The sequence below is a fragment of the Moraxella sp. K02 genome, assembly GCF_041154755.1.
Lineage (GTDB): Bacteria > Pseudomonadota > Gammaproteobacteria > Pseudomonadales > Moraxellaceae > Faucicola.
Map to the genome: position 1 here is coordinate 448,020 of NZ_AP031590.1, position 16,925 is coordinate 464,944.

Genomic DNA, 16,925 nt, shown 5'->3' on the forward strand with positions numbered 1-16,925 from the left:
TGCACTTTTTCATATTTTTACGTTAATATAATTGTCTAAAAAACGCTTCGGCAACTGACACGGTTGCAGCAAGGAAAATAATTATGAAAGTAGTCATCAGTGATGGCATCGAATACGCCCTAAATCTTAATTATCGTACCATCGATATTGAATCGACCGACTATACCAATATTGCAGCGATTGTGGTCACGATGACGGACTTGCCGCGCGTGTATCAAGATATTGAAGATTTGGGGTTTGCCATTCCGATATTTGTGGCGATTGAATATGGTGATGTAGTGCCTGATGAATGGCTACCCAATGTGTATGGTGTGCTAGAGTTGGCAGATGATCAAAAGTTTTATAACGGACAATTGGTCAATGCGGCAGCGGCGGATTATATCGCCACGCTCGATCCGCCTTTTTTCCAAGCCTTGATGGACTACACCGACTATGGCAATGCGGCGTTTGACTGTCCTGGGCACCAAGGCGGACAGTTTTTTCGTAAGCATCCTTCGGGCAGACGCTTTTATTTATACTTTGGGGAAACGCTGTTTCGTGCCGACTCTTGTAATGCCGATGTCCGTCTTGGCGATTTGCTAATTCATGAAGGGCCAGCGTATGAAGCACAAGCGCATGCAGCGAAAGTTTTTAATGCCGATAAAACCTACTTTGTGCTCAACGGTACTTCCTCTTCCAATAAAATTGCCATTGGTGCGTTAGTAGCGCATGGTGATTTGGTGCTGTTTGACCGTAACAATCACAAATCTGTGTACCAAGGCGCCTTAACCATGGCAGGTGGTACGCCTGTGTATTTAGAGACCGACCGCAATGCTTATGGTTTGATTGGCGGCATTCCCGCCCATTGTTTTGAAGAAGCCGAAATACGCGCGCGTATTCGTGAAGTTGCGCCCGACAAAGCGGCTGATGCCCGCCCATTTCGCTTGGCGGTAATTCAGCTGGGCACGTATGATGGCACTATTTATAACGCCCGCCAAGTGGTCGATCGCATCGGGCATCTGTGTGACTATATTTTGTTTGACAGTGCTTGGGTGGGTTATGAGCAGTTTATCCCGATGATGCGTGATTGCTCGCCCCTGCTACTTGAGCTAGGTGAAAATGATCCGGGAATTTTGGTGACCCAATCGGTACACAAGCAACAAGCGGGCTTTTCTCAAGCCTCACAAATCCATAAAAAAGATAACCATATCAGCGGGCAAGCCCGTTATGTCAATCATAAACGCTTTAACAACTCGTTTATGATGCACGTGTCGACCTCGCCGTTTTACCCGTTGTTTGCCTCACTTGATGTCAATGCCAAAATGCATGAAGGAAAAGCCGGTCATCGCATGTGGCATGAGTGTGTCATCGGCGGTATCGAAGCACGTAAAATGCTGCTAGACACTTGTACCATGATTTTGCCATTTGTTCCGCCTACAGTAGATGGGCAAGCTTGGCAAGACTACGATACCGAAACCATTGCCCATGATATTCGTTTCTTCCGCTTTGAGGCAGGCGCGCGCTGGCATGATTTTCAGCATTATGCCGATGACCAATACTTTATCGACCCGTGCAAATTGCTACTGACCACACCAGGTATTGATATGCAAACCGGTGAGTATGAAGCAACAGGGATTCCTGCCGCGATTTTGGCGCATTATCTGCGTGAAAGCTCGGTCATTCCAGAAAAAGCCGATTTAAACTCGATTTTATTTTTGTTGACGCCTGCCGAAACCTTGGCAAAATTCCAGCACTTGGTCGCCCGTATCGTCCGTTTTGAAAAACACATCCGCGAAAACAGCCCCGTTACCCAAGTGTTGCCGACACTGGCTAAGGCATACCCGCAGTACCGCAAACTGAGCATCAATGAGCTGTGCCAACTGATGCATAACTTCTATGCCAAGCATCAGCTGAACAAACGACAAAAACAAATGTTCGAGCGCGAACATCGTCCCAAGGTTGCTATAAGCGCGTTTGATGCGCATAACGCCTTTATCCGTAATGAGGTCGAGCTGGTATCGCTGCACGACATCAAAGGCAGAATCGCCATGGAAGGCGCGCTACCGTATCCACCAGGGGTGTACTGTATCGTACCTGGCGAAGTGTGGGATGGTGCAGTGCTTGATTACTTCTTGGCACTGCAAGAAGGGGTTAATCGCTTGCCAGGCTTTGAGCCAGAGGTGCAGGGCGTGTACTGGGAGTATGACGATCAAGGTAAAAAGGTTGCCTATGCCTATGTTTTAAAACAGCCTCACCAAATTTGATTGACGGTTTTTGATTCATAGGCTTTCTCGGTGAAGTCTATATTTGGCGCGTTTGCAGCAGTAACCAATGGCGCAAAATTTGGTCTGTATAGATTGCTCTGTATAGATAGGCGCGATGTTATTTAATTAAATGATAATCATTATTATTTACATTCTCAATCTATTATTGGATAATGACGGCTCAATTTTTTAAGAGGCAGTCAAACAATGACAATGAAAGATTTTCGTCTCTACATGAGGCTTGGGCACCGCTATGTTGGATTCTTTATGGTTGGCATTATGCTGGTCTATTCGCTAAGTGGCATGTTGCTGGTATTTCGCGATACTGATTTTTTAAAATCTTCAAAAACTGTCAACCAAGTCGTGGCAACCAATCTTGATGAGAAAAATCTAGCCAAAACCCTAAAGATGAAAAACATCGATTTTAGGGGGCAGCAGGGTGATATACAGCTTTTTAAAGATGGGCAGTACAATACCAAAACCGGTGAGGTGACTTATACTAGCAAAAAACTGCCTGTGGTATTAGATAAAATGGTGAATTTTCATAAAGCGCCCTCTAAAGGTAGTATGGGTGGGCTGAATGTATTGTTTGGCTTGAGTTTATTATTTTTTGTGCTGTCGAGTTTGTTTTTATTCACCCCAAGCTCCAAAATTTTTAAGCGTGGCTTGGCATTTGTGGCGGTGGGAGCGATCATGTCGGTGATTTTGCTGCTGTTGTAAATAAATCTACTAACAAATTTGGTAGGGTAGCGCCTTATGGCATAAACCCGATTTTCATATTGGTGTAATATTGGGCGTAATAGCTACGCTGCCATCGATTCACCGAGATGGATTCACCGAGATGGATTTACTTCAGTTTTGCCACAAAAAGTTTTTTAGCAAGGTTTTCGCGCCTTCGGTGGCGAAGGATTCTGGGTGATATTGCACCCCTTGAATCGGATAGTCACGGTGGCGAATGCCCATAATTTCATCGCCTGCTAGACTGGCATCTTTGAGGTTTTTATCACTATGTTGCTCACTAGATACCACACTGGTCACTAGCAAACAATCGGGGAGTGAGGCGGCGTCGACCATCAGTGAATGATAACGCATGATGTCAAGCTGCTGTGGTAAACCTTGATACATGCCTTGACCATCGTGGCGAATCGGTGACGTCTTGCCATGCATGGGCACATTGGCTCGCACCACTTGACCACCAAAAAAATGCGCAATGCCCTGCATGCCAAGACACACGCCTAGCAGCGGTATGGTTTTGCCAAGCTCAGTAATGACCTCACCACACACGCCAAAATACGCAGGGTCATCGGGGGAACCTGGACCGGGTGAGATGATAATGCGGTCAGGATTCATGGCTTGGATATCCGCTAAGCTAATCTCATTATTGCGTTTGACAACCACGTTAAAAGGCTGATTGTCTGCGGCTAAAATCTCACCAATATATTGGTATAGGTTAAAGGTAAAAGAATCGTAGTTATCAATAATTAACACTTGCATAGTCAACTCTAAAAATAGGTTTGGCGGTTATTCTAAACGTTTAAAATACTGCTGATGTACCTTGCTATCATACCAATTCATCATAACCCTTGTCTGTCTTAAGCTATCGTTATGATTAAAAACTAGCTTACGACACTGGCGCAAAATTGGACAGTACAACTTTCATCGCAGACAATTTTCGTACGATTTCTTCATATTCGTCTTCAGGATTGGAATCATATACATTGCCACCGCAAGTTTGCGCATACGCTTTTTCGCCATTGATAAACAGCGAGCGAATCGGAATAGCAAAAATACAATCCCCATTAAAACAAAACTGACCGAGTGCGCCACCGTAAGCACCGCGACCATCGGGCTCTAGCGTATTTATAATTTTCATCGCTTCAATTTTGGGTGCGCCCGATAGCGTGCCTGCGGGAAAATTACTGGCAAGCGCGGTGAACATATCATGATTAGGGTCAAGAATACCGACGATTTCACTGGAGATATGCTGGACATGTGAAAAGCGCTTGATATCCATTAAGTTACGCACTTTAACCGTCCCAAAGCGTGCCACCCGCCCGATATCATTACGATGTAAGTCCACCAACATATTATGTTCGGCGATTTCTTTGGGGTCATTGAGCAAGGCGCGCGCTAATTGGCGATCTTCGGTCTCATCCTTGCCGCGCTTGGTGGTGCCTGCCAGTGGGAAGGTTTCCATCTCACCATTGCGCAATCGGAACAACAACTCAGGCGATGCGCCAATAATTTTTTGGGCGCCAAATTTGACATAGTACATATGCGGTGACGGGTTGACTTCGCGCAGTTTACTATAAATTGGCATGCTATCGCCTTGGATGCGATAATGCGACTTGAAACCCACTTCACACTGAAAAATCAGCCCAGCTTTAATGTCTTCTTTGACTTTCATCACCGCTGCCGCATGTTGCTCGCGGTTCATCCCATCGCCCAAATGCTCAGCAGTGGGCTGCGTATAGTCAGGCGAAATAGCGGTCAATAATGACTTGATTTCGTCAATACGATTGCTTTGGTGGTCGGTATCGTAATAATAATAAAAAATTTCACCGGTCATCTTATCAAGGCTTAACCCATCTAAGTAGACCCCGAATTTAAACGGCTCGAAATCATCACTGGTTTGAATATTAAGGGTCGGCTCAAAAAAATTGACACTATCAAATCCCAAAAAACCGACCAATCCACCGGTATGGCTACGTGAAATCACATGTTGTGGGGTGATTTCGCGCAGTAGTTGGTAAGGATTGTCACAGATATAATCCGTGCTTTCCCCCGTGCGATTGTTGGTGATAGTCAAGGTATGGCGATCTTTTGCCAACACCGTCATCGCAGGGTCAAAGCCGATGGCATGATGACGTGAGATATAGCTTTCTTCGCCCAACGATTCTAGTAAAAAACAGGTAGCGTATTTGGCTTCGATGCGTTTAAAGAGTTCAAAAAAATCAATGTCTTGTGCAAGTTTAATCAGGTTTGGTTTGCTGGCAAGGGCGATTTTGGGCGGTTTGGCGTGTGTAGTCATCATAGTGTCTTAAATTTATAGTGTTTTAAATTTATAGTATGCTAAATTTACAGTATTTTAAATTTTAATCAATGTTTCAGTGTTCTAGTATGATGATACATTGTAATCAGATTAACCCCTGCTTGCAACTCTTTTATGGCATGCCAGTTATTTTCTCACGGATTTTCATCACCCTTCTACTCACCCCAAAGTATGTCACCCCAAAGTATGCTACTGTGATGGGCTTATTCACCCTCGAAGCCATTATCACAAATTTATAGGTTCAAATGACTCAGATTTGGCAATAATTGATTGATATCATGTTGACCATACGCTTTGGCGCCCCGTGATACCGTCGCAATGCCCACCCCCAAGCGCTCAGCGATTTCGCGTTGTGGTAGCGCTTGCTGAAACAAGGCAAAAATCTGAATGCGATTGGCGATTTCTTTTTGTTCTTTTTCAGTCAGTAGCGCTGCCAAAATTTCGCGGATAAAGTCACTATCATCGGTTTGGCTCAGTAGCTCAACCAAATAATCATAGGCGGGTAGGGATGATGGCGAAGTGTGCGGCATAGTAGGTTTTTTTTGAGTAAAAAATAACAAATAAAGCATTTCAGTGTTCTAGTATAATGATACATTTTACGGGGTTTAGCAACTGAACTCAATCGATTTTTATCCCTTTAAAAAACTAAAGAGGGGCGATGACTGGTTACGTTTGATTACAAAAGCGCAAATAACTGTATATTTAATCAAAGCTTAGTCGACACAAAGTCGCTTTAGCGAGGTTATATAATGTGGTTATAATAAAATTGCTTAGTTAAAAATCTAAGTGAGTTTATCAATTATAAATAATGACTATCAATCATAATTATTATAACCGCGTCGTTGTCTTTGGTTATTGTGTAGTAGTCTTAATGGGCAATTAAGAATGAGCAGTTAAGGTCAATGTCAAAAGGTAGCAGCGCGGTTTAAAGAGTTAGCTAACGCTAATGTTATTCAACACTAGTTTTATTCAAAATAGGGCACTTCATTATGACAACTAACGCTAAGAACAACAGTGAATTTTTGAAAAATATGGCTTTTAAAGAGGTCGATCACCAACCACAGCGGGCGGATTATCAATCTAACCAACCTGGCAATTCGATGCCGTTTAGCGATGCCCGTGGTAACTATCAGCGTAATATCGGTTTTGATACGGGACGTTTTAAAGACAGTAAAGTCTATATCGTCGGCGGCGGTATTGGCGGGTTGGCAGCGGCGTATTATTTTATCCGAGATGCCCATATCCCAGGCGAGAACATTACCTTTTTAGAAGAATTAGCGGTGCAAGGCGGCTCACTCGATGGCGCTGGTAATGCCAAAGACGGTTATATCATGCGCGGTGGTCGTGAGATGATTACCACCTACGAGAATTTTTGGGATATGTTCCAAGATATACCTGCGCTAGAGTTACCAGAGCCTTATTCAGTGCTTGATGAATACCGCCTGATCAATGACAATGACCCCAACTATTCTAAAGCACGGTTGATTCATAACAAAGGCGAAATCAAAGATTTTCACAAGTTTAATCTCAATAAAGCCGACCAACTTGCCATCGTCCGCTTATTACTAAAAAATCAAGACGAACTCGATAATCTCACCATTGAAGATTACTTTAGCCAAAGTTTTTTGGACAGTAATTTTTGGACGCTATGGCGTAGTATGTTTGCTTTTGAAAATTGGCACAGCTTACTTGAGTGCAAGCTTTACATGCATCGGTTTTTGGAAGCCTTAGATGGCATCAAAGATATGTCGACCCTGTTATTTGCCAAATATAACCAATATGACAGCTTTGTGGTACCTGCGCAAAAATTTTTAATCAATAAAGGCGTCAACCTACAAAGTGACACGTTAGTGACCGCGGTAGATTTTGAGCAGCAAGGCGACAAAAAAGTGGTGAAAGGGCTGACAACCACCCAACATGGTCAACAAGTCTATATCCCTGTAACAGACAATGATTTTGTGATTATTACCACAGGATCAATGACGGAAGATACGCGCTATGGCACCAGTGACACTGCGCCTGATATCCGTTTCGCTGATGATACAATGGGAAAAACGAAAGGCTGGGTACTATGGAATGACCTTGCCAAACAATCTGCTGTGTTTGGTCGTCCAGAAAAATTTAACCGCCATGTGCCCAAATCTGCCTGGATGTCAGCAACATTAACTTGCAAAGACTCGGCGTTTTTACGCAAAATCAGCGAAAAATACTGTGTCAATCCGCCGCTATCAGGCAAAACAGTCACAGGCGGTATTGTTACCATCACCGATTCCAACTGGCTTATGAGTTTTACTATTAACCGCCAACCGCAATTCCCTGACCAACCCAAAGACGTGGTGGTGATATGGGTGTATGGGCTATTGATGGATAAAAAAGGCAACTATGTGCCAAAAACCATGCCAGAATGTACGGGGCATGAAATTGTGACGGAGCTACTATACCACCTAGATTTGCTTGAGCAAAAAGATGATATTTTAGCCAATACTATCGCTAACACCGCCTATATGCCGTATATCACTTCGATGTTTATGCCACGTGCCAAAGGTGACCGTCCACAAATTGTACCCGAAGGCTGCACCAATTTAGGTCTCATCGGTCAATTTGTTGAAACCAACAATGATGTGGTGTTCACCGTTGAAACTTCGGTACGCTCGGCGCGGGTCGCGGTGTACACCCTCACAGATAGCAATAAGCAAGTGCCTGATATCGTGCCAACCCAATACGATATTCGCAACATACTCCGCTCTGCCAGTACACTCAACGATGACCAAGGCTTCATCGGGGAGGGCATACTGCGCCGAGTACTCGCCAATACCTATTATGAGCATATCTTGCCACCCGTCGCCAAAAAAGCGCCCAAAGACAGCTCGTTGATGCAGACGCTTGCCGAGCAATTTGAAGTAGTCAAAGCCTTTTGGCATAAAGAAGGGCAAAAAGATGAGCAAAAAGCGCGGGATAAAGAATAAGCTTTAATATACTTTTGTCCTCAAACCGAAAAATCCTCCTGCCGTTAGGAGGATTTTTTATCAGAAAAATTTCCTTTGTGCCTAAAAACCCTATTTCGTAAAATGGTGGTTTCAAGTATATTAAAGCTAAAATCACACATCATAAGGAATAAGTGATGAAACTATATACCATGAATGCCCCGCCAAACCCGCGCAAGGTCGACTTATTGTTAAAAGTCAAAGAGCTTGATATCAATGATATTCATAATTTACAAGTCATCAACGTGGATATTGGCAAAAACGAGCAAAACTCGCCGGAGTTTTTGGCGGTCAATCCATTGGGGTTATTGCCTGTATTAGTGCTTGATGATGGCACTGTGCTCAACGATTCACATGCCATTTGTGAATACCTTGATATTCGACTCGCAGGCAATGGTAAGCAAGTGATGGGCTCAGACCCTATACAGCGCGCCAAAATCACCGCAATGTCACGCAATGCGGAGTTTCATGTGCTGTATAACATGATGCTGGCTTTCCAGCATGGGCATCCATCTCGCGCGTCGGTGGGCAACCAAGTGCCTGGTATGGCAGAAGAGAGCATCAACCGTGTCAAAAAAGCCTTGCCGTACTTTGACAAGCTATTATCGGGTCATAAATACTTGCTCGGTGATCGACTCACTTTCGCTGATATCGTGTTGTATGTTGGCTTGGATTTTGGGCGGGTGATGAAGTTTAATCCAAAAGATGCCAGTGTGGTGGGTGACCATGTGGCACGTTTTTATGCGCAAATGAATGAGCGTTTTGTTAAAAAATAACGGTTGTTGACATAAAAAAGGGCAAGCTAGATGCCCTTTTTTTATTTGTAGGGATTATTCATTGCTTCTATGTAGCGCTTTTTTCAATCGCGCTAGGGTTGCCATCCCGACTGATTGTTAGCCATTAATGCACTAATGCCATCATATAGGATGTCATTGACCGGCGTGTCAATGCCATGCTTATCCCCCAATTCGCGAATTGTCCCTGCAAACAAATCAAGCTCACAGCGTCGCCCTGCTTTTAAATCCTGCCGCATTGATGGCATGCCTTTGGGATCCAGCGCATCCATAATCGCCAGCCATTTTTTGAAATCTTCTTCGGTCAAGGGTACGCCTTCAGCGTGTGCCACTGCCATCACTTCACGCATGGCGGCTTTGAACATCTCGCGCGCTTCACCCGCTTGTTGCACGGTATCAAAGGTGCCTTGATACAATGCCACAGTTTGATTGACGCCGGTATTTAGCATCAATTTGCCCCACAGCTGGCGCGGCATATCATCGCTTACTGAGTGCGGGAAATTGACTTGATTAAAGAGGGCATCGACTTGTTGCACGCGTGCGCGTTCAGCGCTATCAGTTGTCATCGCGCCAATGACCAATTGTCCATGATCGCGATAAATCAGTTGGCTACCATTTTTCCCATTTTTTTCATGCGGCTCATTTTTCATAGCGTCCATTTGCTGCGCCACACAATACACAATGCGCTCGTCACCAAAGGCGTTTGCCAACACTTTTTCGCTGGCGATGCCGTTGAGGGCAGAAACTAGCAGCGTATTGTCGCCAAGTTGACTTTTGATGAGCGGTAACACCTCGTTTAACTGATAAAATTTGGTACACACCATCACCAAATCGGCAGGACTTAGGTTTGAAGGAGGGCTTTCGTTTGGTGTGACATAGTTGAGTGTTAATGGCTCGCCATTCACCAATAAACCTTGCTGTTGGTAGCGGTTGACACGCTCACTATCGGCGACGATACGCAAGTTTTCAAAAGGCATATTTGGGGCTAATAGACTGGCAAATAACGCCCCTAATGAACCAAATCCAACAATGGCAATAATCGGTAAATCGTTCATCTTTTTTCCTGTTATTTTGCGACATTGATTAGAGTTGTGATAAAGTTTAGCAGATTTTTGCACGTATTTTAAAAAAGGAATCACAATGAAATTATTAAAAATGGCTGTGCTTATGGGTTGTTTATGACCTGCTTATGAAAAATCAGCAACAAACTTTGCAAGAACTAATGCCAGCGTTTGAGCAAAAAATTGAAAAAATTACCCAATCAGCTCAAAAAACCACCCAAACCATTAACCATAAAGCAAGTAAGAAATAATGAATCTATTCAATATTAACGACGCTTCATGTGCACTAAACGGCGCATATTTTGTCACAGGTACCGACACCGAAATCGGTAAAACCACCACTACCGCGCAATTGGTCAAAAGTCTGGCTCAGCAAGGCAAAAGTGTCTATGCCATCAAGCCAGTCACCGCAGGTCTAGAAACCGATGACAACGGGCAAACATATAGCGATGATGCAAGGCGCATCAATCAATTTGCCAATGTCAAACCACCGCTGTCTGCCATTGCGCCTATCCAGCTAGTGACTCCTTGCTCACCACATATCGCCGCCCAAATTGATGGCGTGACACTCACCAACACCCAATTAGTCGATACCATCAATAACGCCATCGCAGCCTATCCTGCCGATGTGATTTTGGTTGAAGGGGCAGGCGGCTGGTTTACCCCTATTAACGAGCAAGAAACGCTTGCTGATGTGGCAGCGGCGCTCAAACACCCTGTGATTATGGTCGTCGGTATCAAGCTTGGCAGCCTTAATCATGCCATGCTAACCCTACAAGCAATTTGGCAAGCAGGGCTAAAAGTCGCTGTGGTTATTTTTAACCAATTACAGACCGACACGCCGTTTGTCGATGCGCAAATTGACTGGTTAAGCCAGCAAATTTTACGCCAGTCTGCTGGGCATCAGAACCCGCCACCCTTGATGGTCAAACAAGGCGTTTTAACCCATTAAATTTTTATCCAATCACATTGCATTTTGGCATAAGTTATGGTATAAATAGCGGCTTTAAATTTACTAGCGATTTTTTGACGCTTGCTTAAAATGGTTTTGATTGACGCAAGTCAAGTGACTAGCCGTGAGTAGCTAATTTTAAGTGCGCCGCCAAAAGATTAATTATTGATTCAAACTGAGATACTCAACACTAGAATCGTTGAAACCCTAGCTTTTTTTAGCTTCAATGATATGCGAGATGTGCGAGTATCAGTTGTGACAGGCATGAGCAGCCCTCATGCACACCGATTAGGAGTAAGCCATGTCTCGAGTATGCCAAGTGACTGGAAAACGCCCAGCGGTAGGTAACAATGTTTCTCACGCAAACAACAAAACCCGCCGTCGTTTTCTACCAAATCTACACACCCATCGTTTTTGGGTAGAGAGCGAAAACCGCTTTGTTAAGCTTCGCTTGACTACCAAAGGTATGCGTATCATTGATAAAGTTGGTATTGACCAAGTTTTAACTGATATGCGTGCTCGTGGCGAAAAAATCTAATTTTTGCCTTTTCATATTCTTAGGGAGCAATTGCGATGCGTGATAAAATCAAATTAGTTTCAACTGCAGGTACGGGTTATTTTTATACCACGACCAAAAACAAACGTACCATGCCAAACAAAATGGAAATCAAAAAATTTGATCCAGTGGTACGTCAACATGTTTTATTCAAAGAAGCTAAAATCAAATAATTGACTGCCACAGTCTATTTGACGCGCTATTTGATAAAAAAGTGGGTAACTTAGGTTAACCCACTTTTTTTATGCACAAAAATTATAAAATCGCTACCGTGATGGACGGTAAGATAGGGGCTAAGGCGTCTTGGCAGCTAAAACAGACGAAACGGTCTATGTTACTTGAGCAGTTGGTGGCTACTTAAGCTATTGGCATCGCTAGTAGAACTGGCGGCAGTCGATGGCGCTATCACAACCGCAGGTAAGGGTTTGAGACTGTTTTCAAACTCTGGCAATCTCGCTTGAATAGACTCACCCATCACCAATTGCGGCTCAGAAGGTTCAAAGCCCATCATTTTTTCCCGTTCAGCAATGCGTTTGCTGGCGGCTTCAAACGCAGGTCGAAAACGGCGAAGCTTGGGTAAGCTTTCAGCAAAAAATGCTTGTCCAAAGTAAGTATATTCGGCTTCATTAGAGCAGCCAAACGATGATTTGTTCGCCGCTGAGGCAGTAATCACGAGGGTGTCTGGCGATTTTAACTCATTGATAAATGAGCCAGAATAACAGGCTGATACTACAATAATGCGCCATTTAATGCCAGATTTATCCAATGATTGGCGTAGCCATTTGGCATCGACATTATCGAGCGCTAGCGGTGGGTTGGACATCTCAATCACCTTGTCACCCCCATGCGAGGTCAAGGTCAAAAATAGCACGTCTTCATTGACATCCATTTTTTTGGCGATACTTTGCAAAGCGCGTTCAATACTGGTTTTACTGGCAATCGGCAGCGCAGACAGGGTATTGGCGTTGTTAATGAGTGCCACCGAGCGTCCTGCTGTGCCAAATTGATGGTCAAAGTAATCTTTGGTCAGCGCAATTTCTGAACGGAACACATCTTGCTCGCCATGGCCTGCGACACCCATAAAGTACCAATCATGTACAGTCGGGCGTTGTGGCTGCAAGTTATTTAGCATATCGGCCAGAAGCTCAGGCTGAGCATAAAATGCCGCTTCAGTGACTATAGGTTCGACGGGGTCGGATTGAAAAATCGGCTCAGATTGCACGTTTTTTTGCCACACACTGAGTACGGCAAACGCACCCAGCATAATCAGGACACGCTCAATCCATGACCAGCGTAATTGATTGCCAAAAATCCATAGCAGCGATAACGACTGCCAGACAAACGCCAATACGAACACAATACTAATCGTATCAAACGTCCATTCAGGCAGCCAGCCCAAGTCTGATATAAACTGAATCAGACTTTGCACTAGCATCATAAAGGTGTCAGCACACAGCCACAAAATCGCCGGCACAAAAATTAGCATGGCATTAAAATGCCGTTTGGCAAGAATCAATCCCGCCACCAGCATCACCATCGGCCACACCAAATAACTAATCAGCCCTTGTGGATTAAAATGGGTGGCATCTTCCGCCACCAACCACGAAAACAGCAAATTACTCGCCAGTGCCGTCAATCCAAACAACAAAAATTGCCATACGGTGGGCTTGACCCAATAAAACGCGCGTTTTGAACCTATTAGCATGTGACACGTGGCACGGATATTGGCGATGACGTTATGAGAAAAACGTTTGAGCGGGGTTAAATCAAGATCGGTAAGAGAAGTTGGCAAAATATCCACACTGTTGAAAGGCTGATTCTAAATCGGTAGGCAAGTATTGATAAAATAATAATACAAAATAGCGATGGGGTGTTAACAACTTTATTAATCATTCATGTTTAGAATCTTAACTATCGACGCTAGTAAATCATACGGCTAAAAAATTAATTTATCTAAAATAGCCAATAAATGAATAAAATTTTCTATTAAAGTAAAATTATGAAATTATTTATCATAAAAATAGATTTTATGATATAATAAATATATGGTATGATGGTACTGTAGGCTATTTTACTTACTTTAAATGTGGTATGTTTCATAAATAAAAAATGGTATTAAAAAGAGTTTTAGACGGATGATAGTATTTAACCAATTTAAAAAATTTTTGGCACACGATATGGCTGCGGGTATCGTATTGGCGTTTGCCGCTGTGTTGGCGATGGTGGTAGCAAACTCTCCGATGAGTGACATATACGAGCATTTTTTGCATCTGCCTATTTCGATAAAAATCGGCTCATTTAGTATTGACTATCATTTATTACATTGGATTAACGATGGCTTGATGGTGGTGTTTTTCTTTTTAGTGGGACTTGAGCTCAAGCGGGAAATGCTGGTGGGTGAGCTATCAGAGGTCAAAAAAGTCGTCTTACCTGCGATTGCTGCGGTCGGTGGCATGATGGTACCTGCGATTTTTTATGCCGCATTCAATTATCAGCATGCAGATTTGATGAAAGGTTGGGCGATTCCGGCGGCGACAGATATTGCGTTTGCCTTAGGCGTGCTGACTTTACTGGGCAATCGCGTGCCCGCCGCGCTCAAAGTATTCTTGGCATCGATTGCTATTTTTGATGATATCGGTGCGATTATCATTATTGCGTTATTTTACTCATCGGGTTTGTCGATGGCGGCACTGGCTTGGGTCGGGGTATGTTTGGTGATATTGTGGCTCATGAATCGCTTTAACGTCACGCGCACCACCGCTTATATAATGATTGGCGTTTTGCTGTGGGCAGCGATGCTCAAGTCGGGGATACATGCGACGCTTGCCGGTGTGCTGCTTGCGCTGTTTATCCCAATGACAGACAACAAGCACCCTGAGCATTCACCCCTCGAAGCGATTGAACATGATTTGCAAGACACAGTCAGCTTTATTATTTTACCGATTTTTGCGTTTGCCAATGCGGGCATTTATCTCGGTGGTACGGGGCTGTCCTCGCTGCTTCATACGGTACCGCTCGGTATCGCACTAGGACTGCTGCTGGGCAAACCGATTGGGGTGATGCTATTTAGTTGGCTTGGCGTCAAGCTTGGGTTAGCTAGCTTGCCTAGCAATGTTGATTGGCGACAAGTATTTGGCGTGGCGATTCTATGTGGTATTGGCTTTACCATGAGTTTGTTTATAGGTGGGCTTGCCTTTGCGGGGCTTGAAGTCAAGCCGTTTGATGAGCGGCTCGGCATTATTTTAGGGTCATTATTGGCAGGTATGTTGGGGTATTTTTACCTCAAGAATGTCTTACCAACCCAAGCGCTGACACAGCCGGTGACTAATCCTGAGGACCATACCTATATTCGCTAAACTGGTTACCCAAGGGCATTGTAACGATAAATAAACTCTACAAATGATAGCAACGAATATTGCTATCATTTTTTTTATCAATAATAAGGATAATACCATGCTAACTAACAAGATAATGGGTAAAAAAGCCGCATGGTTGGGCGGTGGTGTGGCGATAATTGGTCTATTGGCAAGTTGCGCTAGCATAGCGTACCAATCGCTGCAAAATGGTAAGTTAAGCGATATCAAAGAAAGCATTGAGAGTGTACCCAAAAAAACGCTGACCCTAAAAGGCACTTTTACCCAAAGCTTAGAGCAATCTGAATTTAATGACGGTACCACCAAATACCACGTATTTGACCCAAACAACCTGTTAGCCGAGTATGCCAAAGCGCAAGGTCAAACGGGCGTATCGATTAGTTTACCTGTCTGCATTGAAGGGCGAGTGACTGAAAAAGGACGTTACGGACATTTAGGAAAATATCCGTATGAGCTGTGGGTGGATAAAATTTGCCAGTCCTAGACCAGGCCTAGATAAGCCGCTTGTCTGACCCTCAATTATTGACGATCAGGATCAATTTCAACCAAATCAATAGGCTGGGTATGCAGCGAACCGTCTTGAATCGCGGTTTGTAGCGGATACTTGATGCGATCTTCGGCGATGATTTGTCGCGACACATGTTGAATCAACTGACGTAACCAACGATGCGCAGGGTGATGCTGTAATAGCGGCGACCACGCCATTGTCAATTCAAACTCTGGAATAAAAAATGGCGGCTCTTTAATTACGATATCATCATTATTTGCCTGCATGCGCGCCACCCGAGTCGGCAGCGTAGCAATTAAGTCTTTATTAGCGGTGAGCATGGCAGGCATCTGATAATGACGGGTAAAGACACTGATTTGACGTTTTTGACCGAGACGTTGTAACGCCGCATCAATCGAGCCAAGTCCACCAGATTTTTCGGGATTGACGCCAAAACCCACCCCCATGCCTGTTTTAGAGACCCAAACGTGCTGAGCTTTAAGATAATTTTTTAGGTTAAAGCGATTGACATACGGACTATCAGCCGACAACAAACAACTAAAAGTATCACGCCAAATCAGCACTTGGTGAAAGCTTTGCGGTACCTCGTTAAAACGATTAATCGCCAAATCAACCCGACCTTGCTCCATATCTCGATACGATACGTCCGAAGGCGTCAAAAAGTCCAAAATCACGTTTGGGGCTTCACTGCGCAGCGCTTTAACTAGCCTAGGCACCAGCGTTGCTTCGGCATAATCTGACGTCATAATCCGAAACACACGACTTGAGGTATAAGGACGAAACTCAGTACGCGGCTCTAATAGCTGGGTTAAATCCGCTAACAATTCGCGTACGCGCGGCTGTAATTCAAGCGCCCGCTCCGTCGGCGTCATGCCTTCAGATGAGCGAATCAACAAGGGATCATTAAACAACTTACGCAAACGACGTAAGATATTACTCATGGCTGGCTGGGTAATGCCGAGTTGCTCAGAGGCTCTGGTGACGTTTTTTTCTCGAAGTAACACATCAAGATGCACCAAAAGGTTCAAATCCACACGTTGTAAATCCATAAATTACTGTTTGTCTAGTTAAAAGTTAAGAAAAAGAGGCTAAAACAGCTAGTTTTAACAGGGCTAAAACCTAGCAATAAAACTTAAGTTATTGATTATATTATACTATATTTTAAATAAATACTAAAGATACGAATCATTAAATAGCTAAATTATGAATTAAAGGGTATAGTGCATTCATTCCATTATTTAAGCCAACTTAAAGCTTTATTAGTGCCAAAATAGAATTCTTAATTTTAACAGACTATTTAATATCACTGTAAGAAATATCACGTATTTTGTTAAAAAAAATTGTTAGATTATTTTGGATATTTAGTTTGTCTCTTAAACATTATTTATATTTTCGGTGTTT

Annotated in this window: 16 protein-coding genes; 10 read left to right on the forward strand and 6 right to left on the reverse strand. The window is 43.7% G+C overall.

The annotated features are described in order from the left end of the window. Positions 1–83 precede the first annotated feature (83 nt). Positions 84–2,243, forward strand: a complete 2,160-nt coding sequence (gene speC / locus ACAM39_RS02070; RefSeq protein WP_369628055.1) for an ornithine decarboxylase — start codon at positions 84–86, stop codon at positions 2,241–2,243. Positions 2,244–2,450: 207 nt separating this feature from the next. Then, positions 2,451–2,963, forward strand: a complete 513-nt coding sequence (locus ACAM39_RS02075; RefSeq protein ID WP_369628056.1) for a hypothetical protein — start codon at positions 2,451–2,453, stop codon at positions 2,961–2,963. Between the two features lie 132 nt (positions 2,964–3,095). Here ACAM39_RS02075 and ACAM39_RS02080 read toward each other — a convergent pair whose 3' ends face one another. The 3 genes from ACAM39_RS02080 to ACAM39_RS02090 all read right to left on the reverse strand — a co-directional run bounded on the left by ACAM39_RS02080 (position 3,096) and on the right by ACAM39_RS02090 (position 5,825). Further along, the gene (locus ACAM39_RS02080; protein ID WP_369628057.1) at positions 3,096–3,737 is read right to left on the reverse strand and encodes an anthranilate synthase component II; all 642 of its coding nucleotides are present in this window, start codon (positions 3,735–3,737) and stop codon (positions 3,096–3,098) included. Between the two features lie 127 nt (positions 3,738–3,864). Next, positions 3,865–5,274: an anthranilate synthase component I family protein gene (locus ACAM39_RS02085; protein ID WP_369628058.1), complete on the reverse strand. Its 1,410-nt coding sequence runs from the start codon at positions 5,272–5,274 to the stop codon at positions 3,865–3,867. 254 nt (positions 5,275–5,528) lie between these two features. Further along, positions 5,529–5,825 (reverse strand): Trp family transcriptional regulator, encoded by a 297-nt coding sequence (locus ACAM39_RS02090; protein WP_060996241.1) that lies wholly within the window; start codon positions 5,823–5,825, stop codon positions 5,529–5,531. Positions 5,826–6,284: 459 nt separating this feature from the next. Between ACAM39_RS02090 and ACAM39_RS02095 the strand changes: the two genes are divergently transcribed. Next, the gene (locus tag ACAM39_RS02095; RefSeq protein WP_369628059.1) at positions 6,285–8,261 is read left to right on the forward strand and encodes an oleate hydratase; all 1,977 of its coding nucleotides are present in this window, start codon (positions 6,285–6,287) and stop codon (positions 8,259–8,261) included. Between the two features lie 155 nt (positions 8,262–8,416). Further along, on the forward strand, positions 8,417–9,055 hold the full coding sequence (locus ACAM39_RS02100) for a glutathione S-transferase family protein (protein WP_369628060.1): 639 nt from the start codon (positions 8,417–8,419) through the stop codon (positions 9,053–9,055). 92 nt (positions 9,056–9,147) lie between these two features. Here ACAM39_RS02100 and ACAM39_RS02105 read toward each other — a convergent pair whose 3' ends face one another. Next, positions 9,148–10,128, reverse strand: coding sequence for a ketopantoate reductase family protein (locus ACAM39_RS02105; protein ID WP_369628061.1), 981 nt, complete (start codon positions 10,126–10,128; stop codon positions 9,148–9,150). Between the two features lie 134 nt (positions 10,129–10,262). Here ACAM39_RS02105 and ACAM39_RS02110 point away from each other — a divergent pair, with 134 nt between their 5' ends. The 4 genes from ACAM39_RS02110 (at position 10,263) to rpmG (ending at position 11,815) form a co-directional block, all read left to right on the forward strand. Further along, positions 10,263–10,385 carry a hypothetical protein gene (locus tag ACAM39_RS02110; RefSeq protein WP_257619932.1) on the forward strand — a complete coding sequence of 41 codons (123 nt, stop codon included), beginning with the start codon at positions 10,263–10,265 and terminating at the stop codon, positions 10,383–10,385. Further along, positions 10,385–11,086 (forward strand): dethiobiotin synthase, encoded by a 702-nt coding sequence (gene bioD, locus ACAM39_RS02115; RefSeq protein WP_369628062.1) that lies wholly within the window; start codon positions 10,385–10,387, stop codon positions 11,084–11,086. Before ACAM39_RS02110 ends, bioD begins: the two co-directional genes overlap by 1 nt. A 301-nt stretch (positions 11,087–11,387) precedes the next feature. Beyond that, a complete protein-coding gene (rpmB, locus tag ACAM39_RS02120) occupies positions 11,388–11,624 on the forward strand; it encodes a 50S ribosomal protein L28 (protein WP_007116088.1) in 237 nt (78 codons plus the stop codon). Positions 11,625–11,659: 35 nt separating this feature from the next. After that, positions 11,660–11,815: a 50S ribosomal protein L33 gene (gene rpmG / locus ACAM39_RS02125; protein ID WP_036587286.1), complete on the forward strand. Its 156-nt coding sequence runs from the start codon at positions 11,660–11,662 to the stop codon at positions 11,813–11,815. Between the two features lie 161 nt (positions 11,816–11,976). On the opposite strand, the gene ACAM39_RS02130 is transcribed toward rpmG, so the two are convergent. Continuing rightward, the gene (locus ACAM39_RS02130; RefSeq protein ID WP_369628063.1) at positions 11,977–13,434 is read right to left on the reverse strand and encodes a C13 family peptidase; all 1,458 of its coding nucleotides are present in this window, start codon (positions 13,432–13,434) and stop codon (positions 11,977–11,979) included. Positions 13,435–13,780: 346 nt separating this feature from the next. Between ACAM39_RS02130 and nhaA the strand changes: the two genes are divergently transcribed. Further along, positions 13,781–14,998 carry a Na+/H+ antiporter NhaA gene (nhaA, locus tag ACAM39_RS02135; protein WP_472828263.1) on the forward strand — a complete coding sequence of 406 codons (1,218 nt, stop codon included), beginning with the start codon at positions 13,781–13,783 and terminating at the stop codon, positions 14,996–14,998. Between the two features lie 97 nt (positions 14,999–15,095). Beyond that, entirely contained in the window at positions 15,096–15,500 is a 405-nt protein-coding gene (locus tag ACAM39_RS02140) for a hypothetical protein (protein WP_369628065.1), read from the forward strand. Positions 15,501–15,535: 35 nt separating this feature from the next. Here ACAM39_RS02140 and ACAM39_RS02145 read toward each other — a convergent pair whose 3' ends face one another. After that, positions 15,536–16,573, reverse strand: a complete 1,038-nt coding sequence (locus ACAM39_RS02145; protein WP_062333830.1) for a LysR family transcriptional regulator — start codon at positions 16,571–16,573, stop codon at positions 15,536–15,538. Positions 16,574–16,925 lie beyond the last annotated feature (352 nt).